Raw genomic sequence first — 16,483 nt, 5'->3', positions numbered from 1 at the left:
GAGAAAAGGCATGACCAGCATCGACAGCGGCCGCCGCGGCGAGGTTTTGATCCGCGACCTCTCGAAATCCTTCGCCATCAACGGCCGACCGCTGGCGGTGCTGAAGGGCCTGAACCTCGACATCCGATCAGGCGAATGCCTTGTCATCGTCGGCGCGTCGGGATCGGGCAAGACCACGCTGCTGCGCGTGCTGGCCGGTCTCGAAGTGGCCGATGGCGGCCGGGTGGCGATCGACGGCGAACCGGTGCATGGCGTCGGCTCCGACCGCGCCGTGATCTTCCAGGAGCCGCGGCTGCTGCCCTGGCTGACAGTGCTCGGCAACGTCGCCTTCGGCCTCGAGGTGCGTTGCGAAAACCGCGCCCGTGCCGAGGAGCGGGCGCGCGACTATATCGGGCTCGTCGGCCTCGGCGACTTCACCGATGCCTATCCCAGGCAACTCTCGGGCGGCATGGCCCAGCGCGTCGGCATCGCCCGCGCGCTGACCGTACAGCCCGAAATCCTTTTGCTCGACGAGCCGCTCGGCGCGCTCGACGCCATGACCAAGATCACCATGCAGGAAGAGCTCGCCCGCATCTGGAGCGAGGAGAACGTGACCATGGTCATGGTCACCCACGATCTCGAAGAAGCGGTCTATCTCGCCGACCGGGTGCTGGTACTGCCCAAGGAAAAGGGTGCCGCCGCCCGCCTGATCGACATCGAGCTGCCCCGCCCGCGCGACCGCAGCGAACCTCGCTTCGTCCGCTACCGAGAGGAACTGCTGCGCGAGTTCGGCCTGCATTGAACGAGGCCGAGCGCGTCGAGCGTTCCGCCCTCTCCATTCACTTCTTGCCTTGCGGATAGATCGTTTCGCCACGCTTCAGCATGGCGACGAAGGTCTCGATCTTCTTCTTGCGCCCGGCCTCGGTCTTCATGTTGTGGGTGCGGAAGGCGATCGCAAAGCGGTTCTGCTCGCTGAGCTTGCCGAGCATTGCTTTCGCCTCCGGCTCGGCATCGATCGCCGCCTGCAGGTCGTGAGGGATCAGCATGTCCTTGCCACTCTTGTAGGCCCGGTCCCAGCGGCCGTCAGCCTTGGCCGCCTCGACCTGCTCCATGCCATGCTCGGTCATCCGCCCCTCGGCGACCAGGCGCGCCACGCTGTCGACATTGATCTGGCTCCAGGTGCCCTTCTTGCCGCGCGGCGAATAGCGTTGCAGGAAACTCCTGCCGTCGAACCCCTTGCGCACGCCGTCTATCCAGCCCCAGCATAAGACGACTTCGATCGCCTCCTTCGGCGTGATCGAGGCCAGCCCCGATCCGACCTTGTGGACCTTGATCCAGACCTCGTCCTGGCTGTCGTGGTTCCTGCTGAGCCAGGCATAAAAGCTGGCGGCGTCAGTGAATTCGTGAACCTTGGCGGGATCGACATAGACCGGTGCCATCAGTTGACCTGCTCCATTTCGACCGCAGTGGCTTTCCTGGCCGCCGGCCGCTCGACCTTGAAAATGAACACCAGCAGCGCCAGACCGATGAAGACCCCGCCGACGGCATAGGGTGCTCCGGCAAACGTCACCGGCGCGCTCGGCCCGGTGAACCAGGCGAAGATGCCGGTGTAGAGCAGCGGCGTGATGATGCTGGTGATCGAAAACAGGCTGGTCATCGCGCCCTGCAACTCGCCCTGCGCGTCCGGCGGCACCTTTGCGGCGGCCAGGCTCCTCAGCGGCGGGTCGGCGAGCGCTTCGAGGCAAGTCGCCACGATCACCGCATAGATCATCCAACCCTGCCATGCTGCGGCATAACCGAAGGCAGCGATGGCCGTGAAACCGAGACCGATGGCTGCCGTGCGCCACTCGCCCAGCCTGGGGATGACTCTGGGAAGCACCAGTGCCATGACAAGCGCGCCGCCGAGGCCGAACACGCCGAGCGAGAAGCCGATCTGCCGTTCGCTCCAGCCATAGCGGTAGCTGCTGACGAAGGACCAGACCGCCGGATACATCATGTGGCCGAGCGCCATCAGGAAGAACACCAGCCCGATCCAGCCGATGCCCTTGTATTTGCGCATCTGCTTCAGCGCGCCGAGCGGATTGGCGCGGCGCCATTCGAAGGCGCGCCGGTTGTGGCGCGCCAGCGTCTCGGGCAGGAAGAACAAGGCCACCAGGAAATTGACGAAGGCAAGTGCTACAGCGCCCCAGAACGGTACGCGCGGGCCGAACTCGCCAAGGAAGCCGCCGAGCACCGGCCCGATGATGAAGCCGACGCCAAATGCGATGCCAAGCAGGCCGAAATTCTTGGCCCGGTTGTCGTCGTTCGATACGTCGGCGATGAAGGCTGCGGCCGTCGAGTAACTCGCACCGCTGATGCCGGCGAGCACGCGGCCGACGAACAGCATCGGATAGGACCAGGCGAGCGCACAGATGGCGTTGTCGATGGCGAATGTCAGTACAGAGGCGAGCAGGATCGGCCGGCGCCCGAAACGATCGCTGAGATTGCCCATCAGCGGCGCAAACAGGAACTGCATCGCCGCATAAACGAAGAACAGCCAGCCGCCCTCAATCGCCGCCTCGCCGACGCCGACGCCGGTCAGCTCCTGCAGGAAGGCCGGCAATACCGGCATGATGATGCCGAAGCCGATGATGTCGAGCAGCAATGTGACGAAAACGAGCGCAAGGCCTCGTCTGGCGGTCTTCTCATCAACCATGTCGAACCCACAGGCGCCGCTTCGAGGCCGCGAAGATCAGTCGAGCTGCGCCGGCATCTGCACCGCGAAAAGCGCTTAAATGCCGGCATCGATCCGCCGGGGGCGAGCGGAAACCTTGCTTATAGATCAAGCACTCATCAAGAACAATACGTGAACATATCAATTATCTTCATGCCAGGACGCCATCCGGCGGAACATTACGGGACCGCGCGGCCCTCGCTCGCCTCGAGAATGGCAAACCAGTGCTGGCGGTCGAGCCTAACGTCCAGCGCCTTGACCAGCCCGGCCAGCCGCGCCGCTTTCATCGTGCCCAGCACCGGCACAAGCCGTGCCGGATGTCTGAGCAGCCAGGCGATGGCCATTGTCGAGATATTGCCGGCACCGATCTCCTCTGCGACCGCCTTCAGCGCCGCCCGCACCCTTTGCTCGCGTGCGCCCTCGCCGGTGAACAGCGAACCGCCGCCCAGCGGCGACCAGATCATCGGCGCGTAGCGCAGCCTTTGCGCATGGTCGAGTCGCCCGTCGGTCAGGGCCGAGGTCTCCAGCACCGAATGCTCGATCTGGTTGGTGACGAGCGGGAACGGCAGCCGCGAGGCGAGCAGGTCGAACTGGTCCGGCGTGAAGTTGGACACGCCGACGGCCCGCACCTTACCTGCTGCCACCAGCCGCTCGAAGGCGCGCGCCGTGTCGTCGGCGTCCATCAGCGGATCGGGCCGGTGGATCAGCAAGAGGTCGAGATAGTCGGTGCCAAGGTTCTTCAGCGAACGTTCGACCGAGGCCTCGATATGGGCGGCATCGGTGTCATAGTGCTTCAGTCGGTTCTGCGGCCGGTTGGACGAGGCCAGCATGATGCCGCATTTGGAGATCAGCTCGATGCTGTCGCGCCGGCCTTTCCAGCGCGACAGCCCGGCGCCAAACGCCTCCTCGACCGCGTAGCCGCCATAGATGTCGGCATGGTCGAAGCTGGTCAGGCCGAGATCGACTGATGTATCGATCAGCCGTGCAACCTCCTCGGCGCCAGGGTTCTGGCCGTCGAGCAGCCGCCAGGCGCCGAACACCAGCCGCGATAGCGACAGGCCTCCCGGCACCAGTTCGATGCGTGGAGGGACATTCATCCGATCGGCCATCGTCAGATCGGATTGTTGAAGGTATCGCAGTCCGACAGTTTGCCGCTCTTGAAGCCGGCGGCAAACCAGCGCTGGCGCTGCTGCGAGGTGCCGTGGTTAAAGCTCTCCGGCACGACATAACCCTGCATGCGCTTCTGCAGCGTGTCGTCGCCGATCTGCTGGGCAGCGTTCAGCGCCTCTTCGATATCGCCCTGTTCGAGCAGACCCTTCTGGTCGGTGTAGTGGCCCCAGACACCGGCGAAGCAGTCGGCCTGCAGCTCGACACGCATCGACATCTGGTTGGCGTCGGCCTCGCTCATCTGCTGCCGCATCTGGTTGAACTTGGGCAGGATGCCGGTCAGGTTCTGGACGTGGTGGCCGACCTCGTGGGCAATGACATAAGCCTGGGCGAAATCGCCGGCTGCGCCGAACTGCTTGGCCAACTGTCCGAAGAAAGCCGTGTCGAGATAGACCTTCTGGTCTCCAGGGCAATAGAATGGGCCGGATGCCGAGGAGGCGAAGCCGCAGGCCGAGCGCACCTGCCCTGAGAACAGCACAAGCTTCGGTTCCTGGTATTTCAGCCCCTCGGCCTGGAAGATGCCGTTCCAGGTGTCTTCGGTTTCGGCCAGCACGGTCGAGACGAACTGGGTCATCTCGTCATTGGCGGGCGCCCCGCCCTCACTCACCTGGCCGCCGCCCGAAACCGGCCCGCCGTCACCGCCGGCCAGGATCTGCATCGGGTCGATGCCGCAGGCGCGCAGCGCAAAGAACAGGATGACGAGAATGATGATGCCGGACAGTCCGCCGCCGCCCGTCGACATGCGCGGGCCCATCGGCAGGCGTCCGCCCCCGAGGCCTCCGCCAAGTCCGCCACCGCCGCCTTGACCGCGCGTATCCTGGACGTTGTCACTCTGGCGGCGGCCTCTCCAGCGCATAGGCGTATCCCTCGATGTTGTCGCAGCCTCGGCCGCTCACTTGAGACAATTAGCTTAACCCCCGCGGCAAGTCACAGGGTTTTTGCTTGTGCCACCCGTCGGCCGAGCAGCGCAAATTCAACTTTTCTGCTTGCTGCCGGCGCTCTTGCCGTCGGAGCTTTTGGCGCGTTCCTCGAAGCGCTTTTCGCCCTTCTTGAAATCGCTGCCGGTCTTGGCCTCGACCTTGCGTTCTTCCCTCGCCGCTGCCTTGCGCAGGCCCATGGCAGCCTCTTTTCCCTTGGCGGTGGGTGCTTGCGTGATCGCCATTTTCGCTTCCTCCCGAAGGTGCCGCTCACTGCGGCGCTCAGGCTAACGCGAACCGGCGGCACTCGTTCCCTGTTCCGTCCATCCAAGCCGCGATCGTCAGCGGAGGAGAACTATTCCGCCGGTGCTGCCTGTGCCTCGAACGCGGCGCAACGGCTGCGCCGGTTGATCAGCCAGGCGGTCAGCGCCTTCTGGGCGTGGAACGCGGCGATGCCGGTCAGGACGCCGGTCACGACGCTCAGCGTGGTCAGCAGATGCCACGGCAGCTGGAGATGCGTCAGCAGCAGCTCCGGCACCAGGCGATGGAACAGGTAGATGTGATAACCGGCAGCCGCCACCGGCAGGGCGAGGGTCGCCACCCCACGCGGGACGGTGACACGCCGGGCGTAGAGCAACATGGCGACGCAGGCCAGTTGCAGCAAGAACTTGACCCAGGAGCCGGTCCAGTTGCCGCCCCAATAGGCCATGAACGGGAAGGCCATGGTCGCGATGCCGAGCACCAGAAAGCGCTGTCCGGCAGTCTGCGCGTGGAAGACGCACCAGCCGAAGACGGCGAGATAAAACACGTCCGAGACGGTGAAGATCTGCACCGCCCCCACGGGCCAGAGCTGTGGCGCCAGGAACTTGACCGCGACGGTGGCGACGAGCGCGGTGACGCCCGTTGCGAACGGCTTGGCGGCCACCCGTCGCCGCACTGCCGCAAGCGAAAACAATGCGGCAACGATCAGCATGACCTGCGCATAGGCTTCGACGAACCAGTAGAGATAGGGCAGCATGTGTTTGGGATCGAAGATGCCGAGATTGCCTACCAGGAACACCGACGGCCACAGCACCTCGCCGCGTGCGATCGAAAAGCCGGCGACCAGCGGCGCATAGACCACGAGATTGGTCGCCACCGCGCGCAACAACCTCGACGTCTCGCCGCGCATCAGTGCCGTACCATGGAACCGCGCCAGGCCGTAGCCGACAAGCATCACAAGCGCCGCCGCCCCGCCCGGAATGGGCCACAATGTGGCGTGGTGCAAAACCACGAGCAGGATCGCCAGCGCCCGCATCAGCATGTCTGTGTCGACGACGCGACGATTTGCCTTCTGGCTGCCCAGCCGTGCCAGCGCGTCGACCGGCATCTTCTCCCAGCCCTCGGGGATGCGGCCGAGCTTGCGCTCCAGCGTCAGCGACAGCTGCACATACAGAAGCGAATCCCCGCCGAGTGCCTCGAAACTGTCCGCCGGTGCCACCCGCCGGGGATAGAAGGCCCGGCCGAACGCCTCGATGATCCCGGCATCGGCCTTCTGGTTTCGCCGGGCAAGTTGCGCCACCGCCTGGCAGTCGACCTTGCCTGAGGCCAGCCGCGGCAAGGTATCGACCGCCACCGCCTCGACGTGCAGCGCCGTCAGGCCGCTCGCGTCGATCATCAGCTTGCAAACATCCTCAGGCGCCTCGCCCGACGAAAACGCCGCGACCAGTCGCCTGTCGTCGCCGGTGACCGCCGCCACGATGCCCCGGCTGGCAAGCGCGTGCTCCACCGCCTCGTGGCTGATCCGCAAGCCCGCGATTTTCGACATGCGCTTGAGGCGGCCGACGACGCGGAAGAAGCCGTTCTCGCAACGCTCGGCCAGGTCGCCGGTGCTGAGCTCGCCGATCTCGGCGCCGCGTGCCAGGTCGTTGCGGTCGAGCGCGTAACCCATCATCACGTTCGGCCCGCGATAGACGAGTTCACCCGCCTCGCCGCAGCCGTCGATCCGGCCTCCGTCCTCATGGACAAGCGCCAGTTCGCCGCCCGGAATGGCAATGCCGATGCTACCGAGGTTATCGGCCAGCGCTGCCGGCGGCACATAGGCGATGCGCGCCGTGGCCTCGGTCTGGCCATACATCAGGAACAGCTGCTGCCCCTTGGCTTCGAGCCTGCGCCGGACGGTCTCGGCGAGCCCGGCGGGCATCCGCCCGCCCGCCACCGTCATGAAACGCAGTGACGGCAATTCCTCGGCGCTGAAGCCAGTCTTGTCCATCAGCTCGTAGGAATAGGGCACGCCGCTGATGTTGCTGACACCGGCCGAGCGCAGATCGTCAACGAAGCCTTTGTCGGCCACGCCCCTGGCTGAGACGAACACGCTGGCGCCGACTGCCAGATGCGAATTGAGCACCGAAAGGCCGTAGGAATAATGGAACGGCAGGATCAACGCCGCGCGATCGGCCGGCGCTAGGCCGAGATAACAGGCGATAGCCTCGGCGTTGCTCTCGACATTGGTCCGCGACAGCCGGACGAAGCGGCTCCTGCCGGTGCTGCCCGACGTCGCCAGCAGCACGGCAAGGTCCACATGCAGCATCTCCCCGGCGCCCTCGCCCTCGACAAGGCGCCAGCGCCCGTCGAACTGCCTCACGCACACATCAGGGCGAAAATCCTCCTAGAATGCATCGAACGCCTGCGCATCCCCGGGAGCGATGAGCGCCACCACATGCCCGCCGGCCCGCGCGGCGAGATAGGCGATTATCGCATGTTCGGAATTGGACGCTTCCAGCGCCACGAGCTTGCGCGCCGCGCCGAACTCCGCTGCCATGGCTGCAACGCGGCGCGCCAGTTCGGCATAGCTGATGGTGGGGCGGCCTGGAAACACCAGTGCCGTCCGTTCGCCATAGCTGGCCAGTCTCTGCAGGAAACCCATTCTTCGCCCGCCCCGCTGCTTCGTTTGCAGCCACATGAACGCGCGAGCCGATAGCGTTATTCCTGACAGTTTGCATCAAGAAAATTCACGACAGCTAATGTAAGCCGGCGGGGAGGAGCTGACCCGACGGCCGGCGAGGCATTTCAAGCCAGGATACGCGCCTTGAGCCAGAGGAACAGCGGCACGCGGGCCCATTTGCGCAGCAGGTCCGAATCGACCCGATCCGGGATCGGCTCGCGCAATGCCGTGATTGCCAGCCCCGCGCCCTCCAGCACCGCCACATAGTCCTCGAGCGGCTGCGACCAACCGGCAAAAAGCATCGTCAGGCCGTCACGTTCTTCTTCGCCATCGAAACGCTCGCGGCCATAATAGCTACCATCGAGCACGAATGGCGCGTCGGCCGCTTCCCCTGCGAACCGTCCGCGATCCCTGAACGGATGGACCAGCGAAATGAACAGCGTGCCGCCGCGCTTCATCACACGTCGGATTTCCCTGATCGCCGCAGGCACGTCGTCGACGTCCATCAGCACGTTGTAGGCCATGACAAGGTCGAAGCTGCCGTCGTCAAATGGCAGATCGTCGACACCGGCAACGGCATAGTCGTCGGCAGAGTTGGCTTGCCGTGCGGCTTCCACCATCTCCGCCACCACGTCAGTCACGGTCACACGGTAACCCAGCGCCTTCAGTTCGCGTGCCACGCGACCCTCGCCGCAGCCCACCTCGAGCGCGCGGCCCGAGCCCTCGCCGATGAACCGTGCCAGCCCTTCGCGATAGACCCAGAACGCATCATGCGCGGGCGAGCGTGCCCAGGCGATCCATTGATCGGCAACACGCGTCCAGTGCTCCTTGTCGCCCTTCATCTCACCCACCCCGGCCAGCCAGATGTCGCATCTAGGACAGTTCGACCGGCCGGAAAAGCCGGGCTGTGTTGGGCCAGCCTCAGCGCGCGGCGGCGAGCCGGATCGACCTGCTGCTCGCCCCAAGCACCGCCAGCGCCACCAGCGGAAAAGCGGCGGCGACGAGGCCGAGGTCGGACGGCCGGGCGAACTCCAGCACGCGGCCGCCGATGACGGTACCGAAGGCAATGCCGAAATAGAGTGCCGAGGCGTTGAGCGACAGGGTCAGATGTGCGATCTCCGGGCCGAAGCCGACGATGCGGCTTGCCTGTGCGGGCGGGAAGGCCCATCCGATTATGCCCCACGGCACCATCAGCGCGATCAGCACCGGGCCGGCGACATGGTGCGGCAGCAGCTTCAGGGTCAGTGCAATGGCGATGCAGAAGCCCGACGACATCAAGAGCGAAATCACCACCATGCGCGTCGCGCCGATGCGGTCCGCCAGATAGCCGCTCGACAGGTTGCCGATGACGGCCCCGACGCCGAAGGCCAAAAGCATGCCTGGAAGTGCTATTTCAGGCAGCCCCGCTCCTTCGAGCGCCAGCGGTGCGATGTACGAAATCACGGTGAATCCGCCGGCGAGATAGAGCAGCGTCACCAGGAGCGAGGGCAGGATGCCGGGCCGGGCAATGGCGGTGAAGCGCTCACTGAGCGTCAACTTGATACCGCGCGAGCCCCGGGGCAGCCGCACCCACAAGATCGCCGCGCAGGAGATGCCAAGCAGTGCAATGGCGACGAAGGTGCCGCGCCAGCCCCACATGGTGGCAATCAACGATCCGACCGGCGCGCCGAGTGCCACTGCAAAGGTCGTGCCGCCGACGACGACCGCAATCGCCCGTGCTCGGTGCTCGGGGCCGGCAAGTGACACGGCGGTCGCCTGGGCGGTTGCGGCATAGAGCCCGGCCGACATGCCCATCACGATCTGGGCAACAAGAAGCCCGGCAAAGGAGCTGCTCATCGCCGCGATGACATTGCCTAAGACGAACACCAGCATGGTCGCGGCCAGCACGCGGCGGCGGTCGATCTCGCCGGCCAGCGCCGACAGGACTGGCGCGCCGATCGCATAAGCGAGCGAGAACGCCATGATCAGGTAACCCGCAAACGGTATCGACACATGCGCGTCGCCGGCGATTGCCGGCAACAGGCTGGAAAACACGAAGCCGACGGTGCTCATGGCGAACGAACCGACCGCCAGCCAGATAAGGCGCTTGTCCATGACAGTGTCCTTAGTTCAAAATATGTTGAACTATTGAACTTATCCCCCCGTCATGTCAATCTGTCGCCCCGACGTCTGCTGCCATCCTCATGTCAGCAGGCTACTGAAACCTTGAACCAACCAGCCGGCGCCGTTACCTCTAGAACCATGTCCGTGCCCCATCCAAATCTCGACCAGATCAGCCTTGCCAACGTGCTGTCAGTGCTTGGCGACCAGACCCGCCTCGCCATTGTCGGTTATCTCGCCTGCAACGAGGGTCTGGCGGTGAGCTGCGGCCAGTTTTCCGAGTTCGGCTCCAAGACGAACCTGTCCTACCATCTGGCCAAGCTGCGCGAGGCCGGCATCACCCACACAGAGGTGGCAGGTACCAGCCGGCTGATCTCGTTGCGCCGCGCCGATCTCGACAGCCGCTTCCCCGGCCTGCTCGATTCGATCATCACCGCGGCCCAGGAACTCCCCGCACTCGAGCGCCTCCGCGACGAGGCCTGAGCATGCGCATTGCCGTCATCGCCGACATCCATGGCAACATCCTTGCACTGGAGGCAGTCATCGCCGACCTCGCCCGGCGCGGCGGCGCCGATGTCGTCGTCAATCTCGGCGATCTCGTCTCCGGTCCTCTCTGGCCCAGCGAAACGGCAGAGACGCTGCAGGCCCTTGGCTGGCCGACGGTGCGTGGCAACCATGACCGCCGCGTCGCCACCGACCCGCTTTCCGACATGGGCCCGTCCGACCGCTTCGCCTATGATCGCCTGACGCCAGCCCAGCGTGGCTGGATGGAGGCAATGCCGCTGACCTTGGAGATCGCCCCGTCGGTGCTCGCCTTCCACGCCCGCCCCGATCACGACGAGCGCTATCTCTCCGAGGTCATCGATGAAGGCCAGCTCATCCGCGCGCCGCTGAAAGTCATCGAAAGCCGCCTCCGGCAGGTCGACCCCAAATATCGGCTGCTGCTCGCCGGCCACAGCCACCGTGCCGATCTCGTCCAGCTCTCCGGCGGGCGTCTTCTGTTCAATCCCGGCAGCGTCGGCGCCCCAGCCTATGACGACGACACTGTGCCTGCCCATGTCTCCGAGCAGGGCTCGCCGCTGGCGCGCTATGGCCTCGTTGAACTCGACGCTGCCGGCATTGTCACCAGTGTCGATGCGCTTGCAGTGACCTATGACTATGAAGCCGCAGCCCACCGCGCCGTCGAGGGCGGCCGCCCGGAATGGGCTCATGCCTTGCGCACCGGCTTCATGCCGGACTGATCCGGCTGTTCGCCGCCACTATCGGCTCTGGCTCCCGGCTGACTGGCCTATTTCCTACGCCGGCCCGGCTTCGACGTCTTCTTGACGCCACCCGAGCGCGCCGGCTTCGTCGCCGGTTTGAGCGTGCCATCCCTTGCCAAATCCTTCGGCTCCAGTGTCAGCGCCGACCTGCCGATCGCCTCTTGCCCGGCGCGGACGTCGGCAGCGCGCAGCGTGTCGCCGAAATCAAGCCCGGTAAGGCTCTCGACATGAGCGACGGTCGTCAGGAACTCCGACACCCGCGCCAGTTCCTCGGCATCGCCAAACGCCTCCGCCATGCCTTCGGGCATCACTTCGATCAGCGGCCCCTGGTCGGCGAGCAGCGCTATCGCGCGCAGGTCGTTGCCGTCGTTCCACGCCGCGATTTTCCAGAATTTCAGCGGCACCTTGCTTTCGAAACGATAGGGCGGGTCGCTGTCGGCGAACACCGGCCCGGCAAACACTGTCACCCTTTGGCGCATTGTCACCGCGTTGCGCAGCACATAGGTCTCGACCGCCCGCCAGCGAAGCTTGCCCTTCGAGCCCGGCCGGTTGAGCGCACTGCCCTGGTTGAAGAAGCCGAGCTGCGGTGCCGCATTGGTGTAGAAGAACGTGTCCCGCTCGGCTGCCACCGCCTCCGCATCGGTGCCCCAGGCCGGGTCGCCGCGCAGCGTGATGTGGCCCTTCTGGAAAATCCGCGCCTTGCGTTCGTTCGATGTGGCAATCGGAAAGCCAGCCACTTTCTGTGCGTCATAGAAGGGCTTGTTCATTTGCTCTTCGAGAGCCACGCGGCGGTCCGGTCTGAAATCGTCGCTGGCTTCCGCCCCGCCGATCGACTCGATGCCGAGCTCGCTCAGGCTCGGATCCTCGGTGACCGTCTTGTCGTCGCGGTTGACCGCCTTGATGCGCGAGCCGTCGATGTTGCAGGCGGTGTAGTAGGCAAGCCGCCGCTCGGCGTTCATGACGACGGAAAAATGGTGGTAAGGCAGTTCGAACGGGTCGTCGCCCGGCTTGGCCAGAAGATTCTTGGCCGGCCGCCCAGGCGCGCCGCCGTGCCTGGGCAGCGGCAGCACGAAGCCCGGCACGAAGCCCGGTTCATAGCCGCCACGGTCATCGAAATTCTCGGTCTTCCAGCTCGCCGCCTCGGCCCCGGGGCCGCCCGTCCTGACCTCCCCGGATTTCGGCGCGGCACCAGTCGATGCCTGTGCCATCAACGGCGCCCGCACGCTGATCTCGATCGGGAATGTCCATATCACCGAGCCGTCGTCGCCCAGGCGGGCCTTGGCCTCGCCATCGCCGCCCGATGTCAGCGCCTTTGCCTTGCCGGCCTTTGCCACCACCCGGTCCGGCTCACCGACCCCCTCCGGCTCACCGACCCCCTCCGGCACAGGCTGCAGCTTCAGTCGCCCCGCCTCTTCCCAGATGTCGAGCAATTGCGTCACCGCAGCCCGGCTGCGCGCGTCCATGCCGGCGAGCCGCGTCTCCAGATCGTTGACGATGGCGCTGATACGGATGCCTTCGTTGATCTCCTTGGCCAGCGGCTTGCCGTCGGTGCCCATCACCTCGTGCCATGGCCCGCCCCAGTGATGCAGGGCGATCGGCTCCCATTCGTTGTTGAACACCGGCGAGCCCGACGAGCCCTGTTCGGTGTCGGCGACATAGTGCAGCACATGCAGCGTCTCGTCCCGTGCCACCAGGTGGTTCTCGCGCAGCACCAGCTCCTTGTGCCGGCCGTCGGGATGCTGGACGACATTGGCGATCTCGCCCAGCATGTGCTTGTCGCCGGCACTGGACAGCACCAGGAAGCCGAATTCGTCGAGCGCGCGCGGGCCGCGCCGGCGCTGGCCGATGCCGATCAGCGTGTAGTCGAGCCCGTCTATGTCGTCGGTGACAAAGCACAGATCCGGGTCGAGGAAGAACGACGTCGGCTGCCTGAGTTCGTTGAACTTGTCGCGCTCATAGTCGAACTGCACCTGGAACCGTGCGGCGTCGGCGGCCGTCTGGATGACGTGGTGATTGGTCAGGAAAAGGTTCGGCCCAACAAGGAAGCCCGAGCCCTGCGGCATCTCGTTGAGAAAGGCGACCCTGCCGACGGCGTCGGCGGCACGGCGGCCGCGCTCGAGGAAGGCAACACCGACAAAATCCAGCGTCGACCCCTGGATCGCCTCCGGCCCCATCGGCTTTGCCGCTGCCATCGCAGGCTTTCGTCCTGCTTTGGCGGGCTCCGCCACGCCTTCGATCGCCGTCGAGATCATCTCGGCCTGCTCGCGGGTCAGGTCGGCCTTGACCTGCAACCGCTCGACACGGCGACGGCGCTCCGGCTCAGCCGCCAGCGGATTGCCCTCGGCGATGCGCGCCAGCGACGTGTCTATTTCAGGTCTGGTTTTCTTCAACCTTTCACGAACGACACGTTCAACTTCACCGAAGGTCTGGATATCAACCATGCCCGCCCCCTTGTTGAAGACCCCAAGTATAACTTGAGAGCCGATGCGGAGGTAGCGACGTTTTGTTGACAGCCTTTACGAGCAATATGCCTGAAATCAGCGGCGAAACCGCTCCAGCGTCGCCGTGAACAGCTCGGTCAACGCTGCAACGGCATCGTCATATGAGATACGCCCTGCCGCCGTATCACGCGACACGGCCTCGGCCGCCCCGAGAAGTCCCGACAAGACAGGTTCGCCGATATCGGCGGGCAGATCGACGAAGCGCGAAACCGCATCGCGATACTCCTTGAGATAGCCGTTGCGCAGCGTCTGGCGAAACTCGTCCATCTCCTCCGTGCCCGAGAGTGCCGAAAACACTGCTCCGGCCTCGGGGCCGGCGCGGCTGGCGCAACGCACATAGGCCTCGCCCAGAATGCCTGCCACATCACGCAACGTCTTGCCACAGCTGGCAAGGGCCTCGCGCTGCGTCGCCAGTTGCAGCTCGTTGTAGGAAGAGAACAGCGCCATCAGCAGCCCCGCCCTTGTGCCGAAATGCTCATAGGCGATCGGCTTGCTTACCCCTGCCCGTTCGGCGACCCGGGCGAGCGTCAGCGCGTCGGTGCCTTCCTCGCGCACAATTTCCTGGGCTGCTTCCAGCAACTGCGCGCGGCGTTCGGCCTTCGGCAGTTTTTTCATCGAACTTGCAGTCGTCATCGCCTTCGCATCCGGTCAGGAATTTTTCGGCCCGTGGCTTGAACATCGCCACACGTTACATATGTTACCATTAGTAACTTACAAAGAGTAAGCTACACATGGTAGATGACTACACATATAGGGGAATTCAATGTCCATTGCAGCCCGTGAAATCCACCTGAAGAGTCGCCCGGCCGGCCTGCCGGGCGCCGACAACTTCCAACTTGTCGAACGCAGCTTGCCGGCTCCTGCCGCAGGCCAATTGCTGGTCAAGACGCTGTTCATGTCGGTCGACCCCTACATGCGTGGCCGCATGACCGACAGGCCGAGCTACATCGCCCCCTTCGAGATCGGCCAGCCGCTTGAAGGCTCCGCCGTCGGTATCGTCGAGCACTCCGCCCATCCCGAGTTCAAGGCCGGCGACATGGTCAGCCACTTCTCCGGCTGGCGCGATCACGTGCTTGTCGATGCCGCCACGGCGAACAAGATCGACGCGTCAAAGGCGCCGGCCGAAGCCTGGCTCGGCCCGTTGGGCATCCCTGGTCACACCGCCTATGTCGGCCTGCTCCGCATAGCCGGGCTCAAGGCCGGTGAAACCGTCTTCATCTCGGCCGCCGCCGGCGCCGTCGGTTCGATGGCGGTGCAGATCGCCAAGCTCAAGGGCGCCCGTGTCGTCGCTTCCGTAGGCTCGGAGGAAAAGGCTCGCTGGGTCAAGGAACTCGGCGCCGACGCCATCATCAACTACCGCACGGCAGGCGACCTGACCGAGGCACTGAAAAAAGCAGCACCCGAAGGCATCGACGTCTATTTCGACAATGTCGGCGGCGACCACCTCAGGGCAGCGCTCGAAGCAGCCAAGCCCCGCGCCCGCTTCGCCATCTGCGGCATGATCTCCGGCTACAATGACGAAAAGCCCGTTCCCGGTCCCGACAATCTCGCCGCAATGGTCATCAAGAGCATCAGCATGCGCGGCTTTCTCGTGCTGGATCACTTCGACATCCTGCCAGAATTCATTGCCGACATGGCCGGCTGGCTGGCCGATGGCCGCGTGACCTATCGCGACACCGTCGTTACGGGCCTTGAAAACGCGCCTCAGGCCTTCATCGGGCTCTTCTCCGGCGACAACCTCGGCAAGATGCTGGTCAAACTCGACTGACATCCGGCGGCGGGTTCGCTCGCCGCCTTCACCTCATTCCCATCCAGACGTTAGAGCGCCGCCTTCGCGCGGCCACGGAGGAGTATTGCCCAAATGACCACGCACAAGCCCGTCCTGATCATCGGCGGTTCCGGTTTCGTCGGGGCGCTCGCCGCCCGCACCCTGCGCAAGCTGCACCCCAAACTGCCCATCGCCATCGGCGGCCGCAATCTTGAGAAAGCCGAAGCCGTCGCCAAGGAGATCGGCAATGCCGAGGCTGTCGTCATCGACCTTAACCGCAAGGACCTCGGCGTAGCGGCGAACAAAGGCTTCAGCGCCATTGCCATGTTCGTCTATGACGACACGCTCAACGCCCTCCACTACGCCCAGACCAACGCCGTGCCCTATCTCAGCGTTTCGACCGGCATCCAGGAGATCGGACCGGAGATAGCGCTCTATGCCCACAAGGCGAACGCGCCATTCCTGATGGGCAGCAGCTGGCTCGGCGGTGCCGCGAGCCTCGCCGTCGTGCATTTCGCCAGGCAGTTCGAGACCGTGGATTCGATCGAAATCACCGCCCTTCTCGACGAACACGACATGGGCGGCCCCGCCGCCGAAGCCGACTTCACCCGCCTCACAATGATGTCCAGCACCCTGGGCCTCGCAAGCGGCAAATGGCATTGGAAACCCTCGGGCGAACAAGGCCGCAGCGTGACGAGTGTCGACGGCAGGCAGGTCCCAGGTCTGTCCTATGCACCATTCGACGTCTTCAGCCTGCCGGTCACCACCGGCGCCGAGACGGTGCTGTTCGATTTTGCGCTCGGCGAAACCGCAAGCCGCCATCGCGGCGAGCATTTCTCCACCGAGATCACCATCGCCATCTCGGGCAAGAGGAAAGACGGCACCGAGGGCCGTAGCCGCTACGAATTCGTCCATCCCGAGGGACAGGCGCCGGTCACAGCACTCGCCGTCGCACTTGCGGTCGAGCGGCTGGTAGGCCTCGACGGCAAGGCAGCGCCCGCGCCGGGCCTCTACTTCGCCGAAATGCTCGTGGAAGCGGACTATGCGATCAAGCGTTTCAAGGAATTCGGCGCCAGCATCAAGCAGGCAGCATAGGCCAAAACCCGCTCCAGATGGGCAGTCGCGGACCTCTGCGGCTGCCCTTCCATTATCC

At 64.8% G+C, this 16,483-nt stretch carries 16 protein-coding genes; 5 read left to right on the top strand and 11 right to left on the bottom strand.

Going from position 1 to position 16,483, the window contains the following annotated elements:
* Nucleotides 1-10: 10 nt before the first annotated feature.
* Entirely contained in the window at nucleotides 11-781 is a 771-nt protein-coding gene (locus SLT36_RS11655) for an ABC transporter ATP-binding protein (RefSeq protein ID WP_432287582.1), read from the top strand.
* A 37-nt stretch (nucleotides 782-818) separates the two neighbouring features.
* Here the strand turns inward: SLT36_RS11655 and SLT36_RS11650 are convergent, their stop codons facing one another.
* The 9 genes from SLT36_RS11650 to SLT36_RS11610 form a co-directional block, all read right to left on the bottom strand.
* Nucleotides 819-1,418: a YdeI/OmpD-associated family protein gene (locus SLT36_RS11650; protein WP_432287580.1), complete on the bottom strand. Its 600-nt coding sequence runs from the start codon at nucleotides 1,416-1,418 to the stop codon at nucleotides 819-821.
* Nucleotides 1,418-2,674, bottom strand: coding sequence for a TCR/Tet family MFS transporter (locus tag SLT36_RS11645; protein WP_432287579.1), 1,257 nt, complete (start codon nucleotides 2,672-2,674; stop codon nucleotides 1,418-1,420). The genes SLT36_RS11650 and SLT36_RS11645 overlap by 1 nt, the downstream gene beginning before the upstream one ends.
* Nucleotides 2,675-2,871: 197 nt before the next feature.
* Entirely contained in the window at nucleotides 2,872-3,789 is a 918-nt protein-coding gene (locus SLT36_RS11640) for an aldo/keto reductase (protein WP_432287578.1), read from the bottom strand.
* 14 nt (nucleotides 3,790-3,803) lie between these two features.
* Entirely contained in the window at nucleotides 3,804-4,715 is a 912-nt protein-coding gene (ypfJ, locus tag SLT36_RS11635) for a KPN_02809 family neutral zinc metallopeptidase (RefSeq protein ID WP_263006485.1), read from the bottom strand.
* Between the two features lie 117 nt (nucleotides 4,716-4,832).
* The gene (locus SLT36_RS11630; protein WP_432287576.1) at nucleotides 4,833-5,021 is read right to left on the bottom strand and encodes a hypothetical protein; all 189 of its coding nucleotides are present in this window, start codon (nucleotides 5,019-5,021) and stop codon (nucleotides 4,833-4,835) included.
* Nucleotides 5,022-5,131: 110 nt separating this feature from the next.
* A complete protein-coding gene (locus SLT36_RS11625) occupies nucleotides 5,132-7,399 on the bottom strand; it encodes an AMP-binding protein (protein ID WP_432287574.1) in 2,268 nt (755 codons plus the stop codon).
* Between the two features lie 24 nt (nucleotides 7,400-7,423).
* Nucleotides 7,424-7,681, bottom strand: coding sequence for a hypothetical protein (locus SLT36_RS11620; RefSeq protein WP_432287572.1), 258 nt, complete (start codon nucleotides 7,679-7,681; stop codon nucleotides 7,424-7,426).
* A 143-nt stretch (nucleotides 7,682-7,824) separates the two neighbouring features.
* Nucleotides 7,825-8,541, bottom strand: a complete 717-nt coding sequence (locus SLT36_RS11615) for a methyltransferase domain-containing protein (protein ID WP_432287570.1) — start codon at nucleotides 8,539-8,541, stop codon at nucleotides 7,825-7,827.
* A gap of 79 nt (nucleotides 8,542-8,620) precedes the next feature.
* Complete coding sequence (locus tag SLT36_RS11610) at nucleotides 8,621-9,793, bottom strand: MFS transporter (protein ID WP_432287568.1); 1,173 nt, start codon at nucleotides 9,791-9,793, stop codon at nucleotides 8,621-8,623.
* Nucleotides 9,794-9,940: 147 nt separating this feature from the next.
* Between SLT36_RS11610 and SLT36_RS11605 the strand changes: the two genes are divergently transcribed.
* A complete protein-coding gene (locus tag SLT36_RS11605; RefSeq protein ID WP_432287566.1) occupies nucleotides 9,941-10,282 on the top strand; it encodes an ArsR/SmtB family transcription factor in 342 nt (113 codons plus the stop codon).
* A 2-nt stretch (nucleotides 10,283-10,284) separates the two neighbouring features.
* Complete coding sequence (locus tag SLT36_RS11600; protein WP_432287564.1) at nucleotides 10,285-11,040, top strand: metallophosphoesterase family protein; 756 nt, start codon at nucleotides 10,285-10,287, stop codon at nucleotides 11,038-11,040.
* A gap of 47 nt (nucleotides 11,041-11,087) precedes the next feature.
* Here SLT36_RS11600 and SLT36_RS11595 read toward each other — a convergent pair whose 3' ends face one another.
* Nucleotides 11,088-13,502, bottom strand: coding sequence for a DNA/RNA non-specific endonuclease (locus SLT36_RS11595; RefSeq protein WP_432287563.1), 2,415 nt, complete (start codon nucleotides 13,500-13,502; stop codon nucleotides 11,088-11,090).
* Between the two features lie 96 nt (nucleotides 13,503-13,598).
* Nucleotides 13,599-14,195 (bottom strand): TetR/AcrR family transcriptional regulator, encoded by a 597-nt coding sequence (locus SLT36_RS11590; RefSeq protein ID WP_067959746.1) that lies wholly within the window; start codon nucleotides 14,193-14,195, stop codon nucleotides 13,599-13,601.
* Between the two features lie 130 nt (nucleotides 14,196-14,325).
* Here SLT36_RS11590 and SLT36_RS11585 point away from each other — a divergent pair, with 130 nt between their 5' ends.
* Both SLT36_RS11585 and SLT36_RS11580 read left to right on the top strand, forming a co-directional pair.
* Complete coding sequence (locus tag SLT36_RS11585; protein WP_432287561.1) at nucleotides 14,326-15,330, top strand: NADP-dependent oxidoreductase; 1,005 nt, start codon at nucleotides 14,326-14,328, stop codon at nucleotides 15,328-15,330.
* Nucleotides 15,331-15,423: 93 nt separating this feature from the next.
* A complete protein-coding gene (locus SLT36_RS11580) occupies nucleotides 15,424-16,425 on the top strand; it encodes an NAD(P)-dependent oxidoreductase (protein ID WP_432287560.1) in 1,002 nt (333 codons plus the stop codon).
* Nucleotides 16,426-16,483: the final 58 nt, after the last annotated feature.

The organism is Aminobacter sp. BA135, assembly GCF_050859125.1.
Lineage (GTDB): Bacteria > Pseudomonadota > Alphaproteobacteria > Rhizobiales > Rhizobiaceae > Aminobacter > Aminobacter ciceronei.
This window is presented reverse-complemented; position numbering and strand designations above follow the sequence as displayed.

What these genes read in the sequence shown, in the direction of transcription:
- SLT36_RS11655 (WP_432287582.1), top strand. Translation starts at nt 11, where the DNA reads ATGACCAGCATCGACAGCGGCCGCCGCGGCGAGGTTTTGATCCGCGAC.
- SLT36_RS11650 (WP_432287580.1), bottom strand. Translation starts at nt 1,418, where the DNA reads ATGGCACCGGTCTATGTCGATCCCGCCAAGGTTCACGAATTCACTGAC.
- SLT36_RS11645 (WP_432287579.1), bottom strand. Translation starts at nt 2,674, where the DNA reads ATGGTTGATGAGAAGACCGCCAGACGAGGCCTTGCGCTCGTTTTCGTC.
- SLT36_RS11640 (WP_432287578.1), bottom strand. Translation starts at nt 3,789, where the DNA reads ATGAATGTCCCTCCACGCATCGAACTGGTGCCGGGAGGCCTGTCGCTA.
- ypfJ (WP_263006485.1), bottom strand. Translation starts at nt 4,715, where the DNA reads ATGCGCTGGAGAGGCCGCCGCCAGAGTGACAACGTCCAGGATACGCGC.
- SLT36_RS11630 (WP_432287576.1), bottom strand. Translation starts at nt 5,021, where the DNA reads ATGGCGATCACGCAAGCACCCACCGCCAAGGGAAAAGAGGCTGCCATG.
- SLT36_RS11620 (WP_432287572.1), bottom strand. Translation starts at nt 7,681, where the DNA reads ATGGGTTTCCTGCAGAGACTGGCCAGCTATGGCGAACGGACGGCACTG.
- SLT36_RS11615 (WP_432287570.1), bottom strand. Translation starts at nt 8,541, where the DNA reads ATGAAGGGCGACAAGGAGCACTGGACGCGTGTTGCCGATCAATGGATC.
- SLT36_RS11610 (WP_432287568.1), bottom strand. Translation starts at nt 9,793, where the DNA reads ATGGACAAGCGCCTTATCTGGCTGGCGGTCGGTTCGTTCGCCATGAGC.
- SLT36_RS11605 (WP_432287566.1), top strand. Translation starts at nt 9,941, where the DNA reads ATGTCCGTGCCCCATCCAAATCTCGACCAGATCAGCCTTGCCAACGTG.
- SLT36_RS11600 (WP_432287564.1), top strand. Translation starts at nt 10,285, where the DNA reads ATGCGCATTGCCGTCATCGCCGACATCCATGGCAACATCCTTGCACTG.
- SLT36_RS11595 (WP_432287563.1), bottom strand. Translation starts at nt 13,502, where the DNA reads ATGGTTGATATCCAGACCTTCGGTGAAGTTGAACGTGTCGTTCGTGAA.
- SLT36_RS11590 (WP_067959746.1), bottom strand. Translation starts at nt 14,195, where the DNA reads ATGACGACTGCAAGTTCGATGAAAAAACTGCCGAAGGCCGAACGCCGC.
- SLT36_RS11585 (WP_432287561.1), top strand. Translation starts at nt 14,326, where the DNA reads ATGTCCATTGCAGCCCGTGAAATCCACCTGAAGAGTCGCCCGGCCGGC.
- SLT36_RS11580 (WP_432287560.1), top strand. Translation starts at nt 15,424, where the DNA reads ATGACCACGCACAAGCCCGTCCTGATCATCGGCGGTTCCGGTTTCGTC.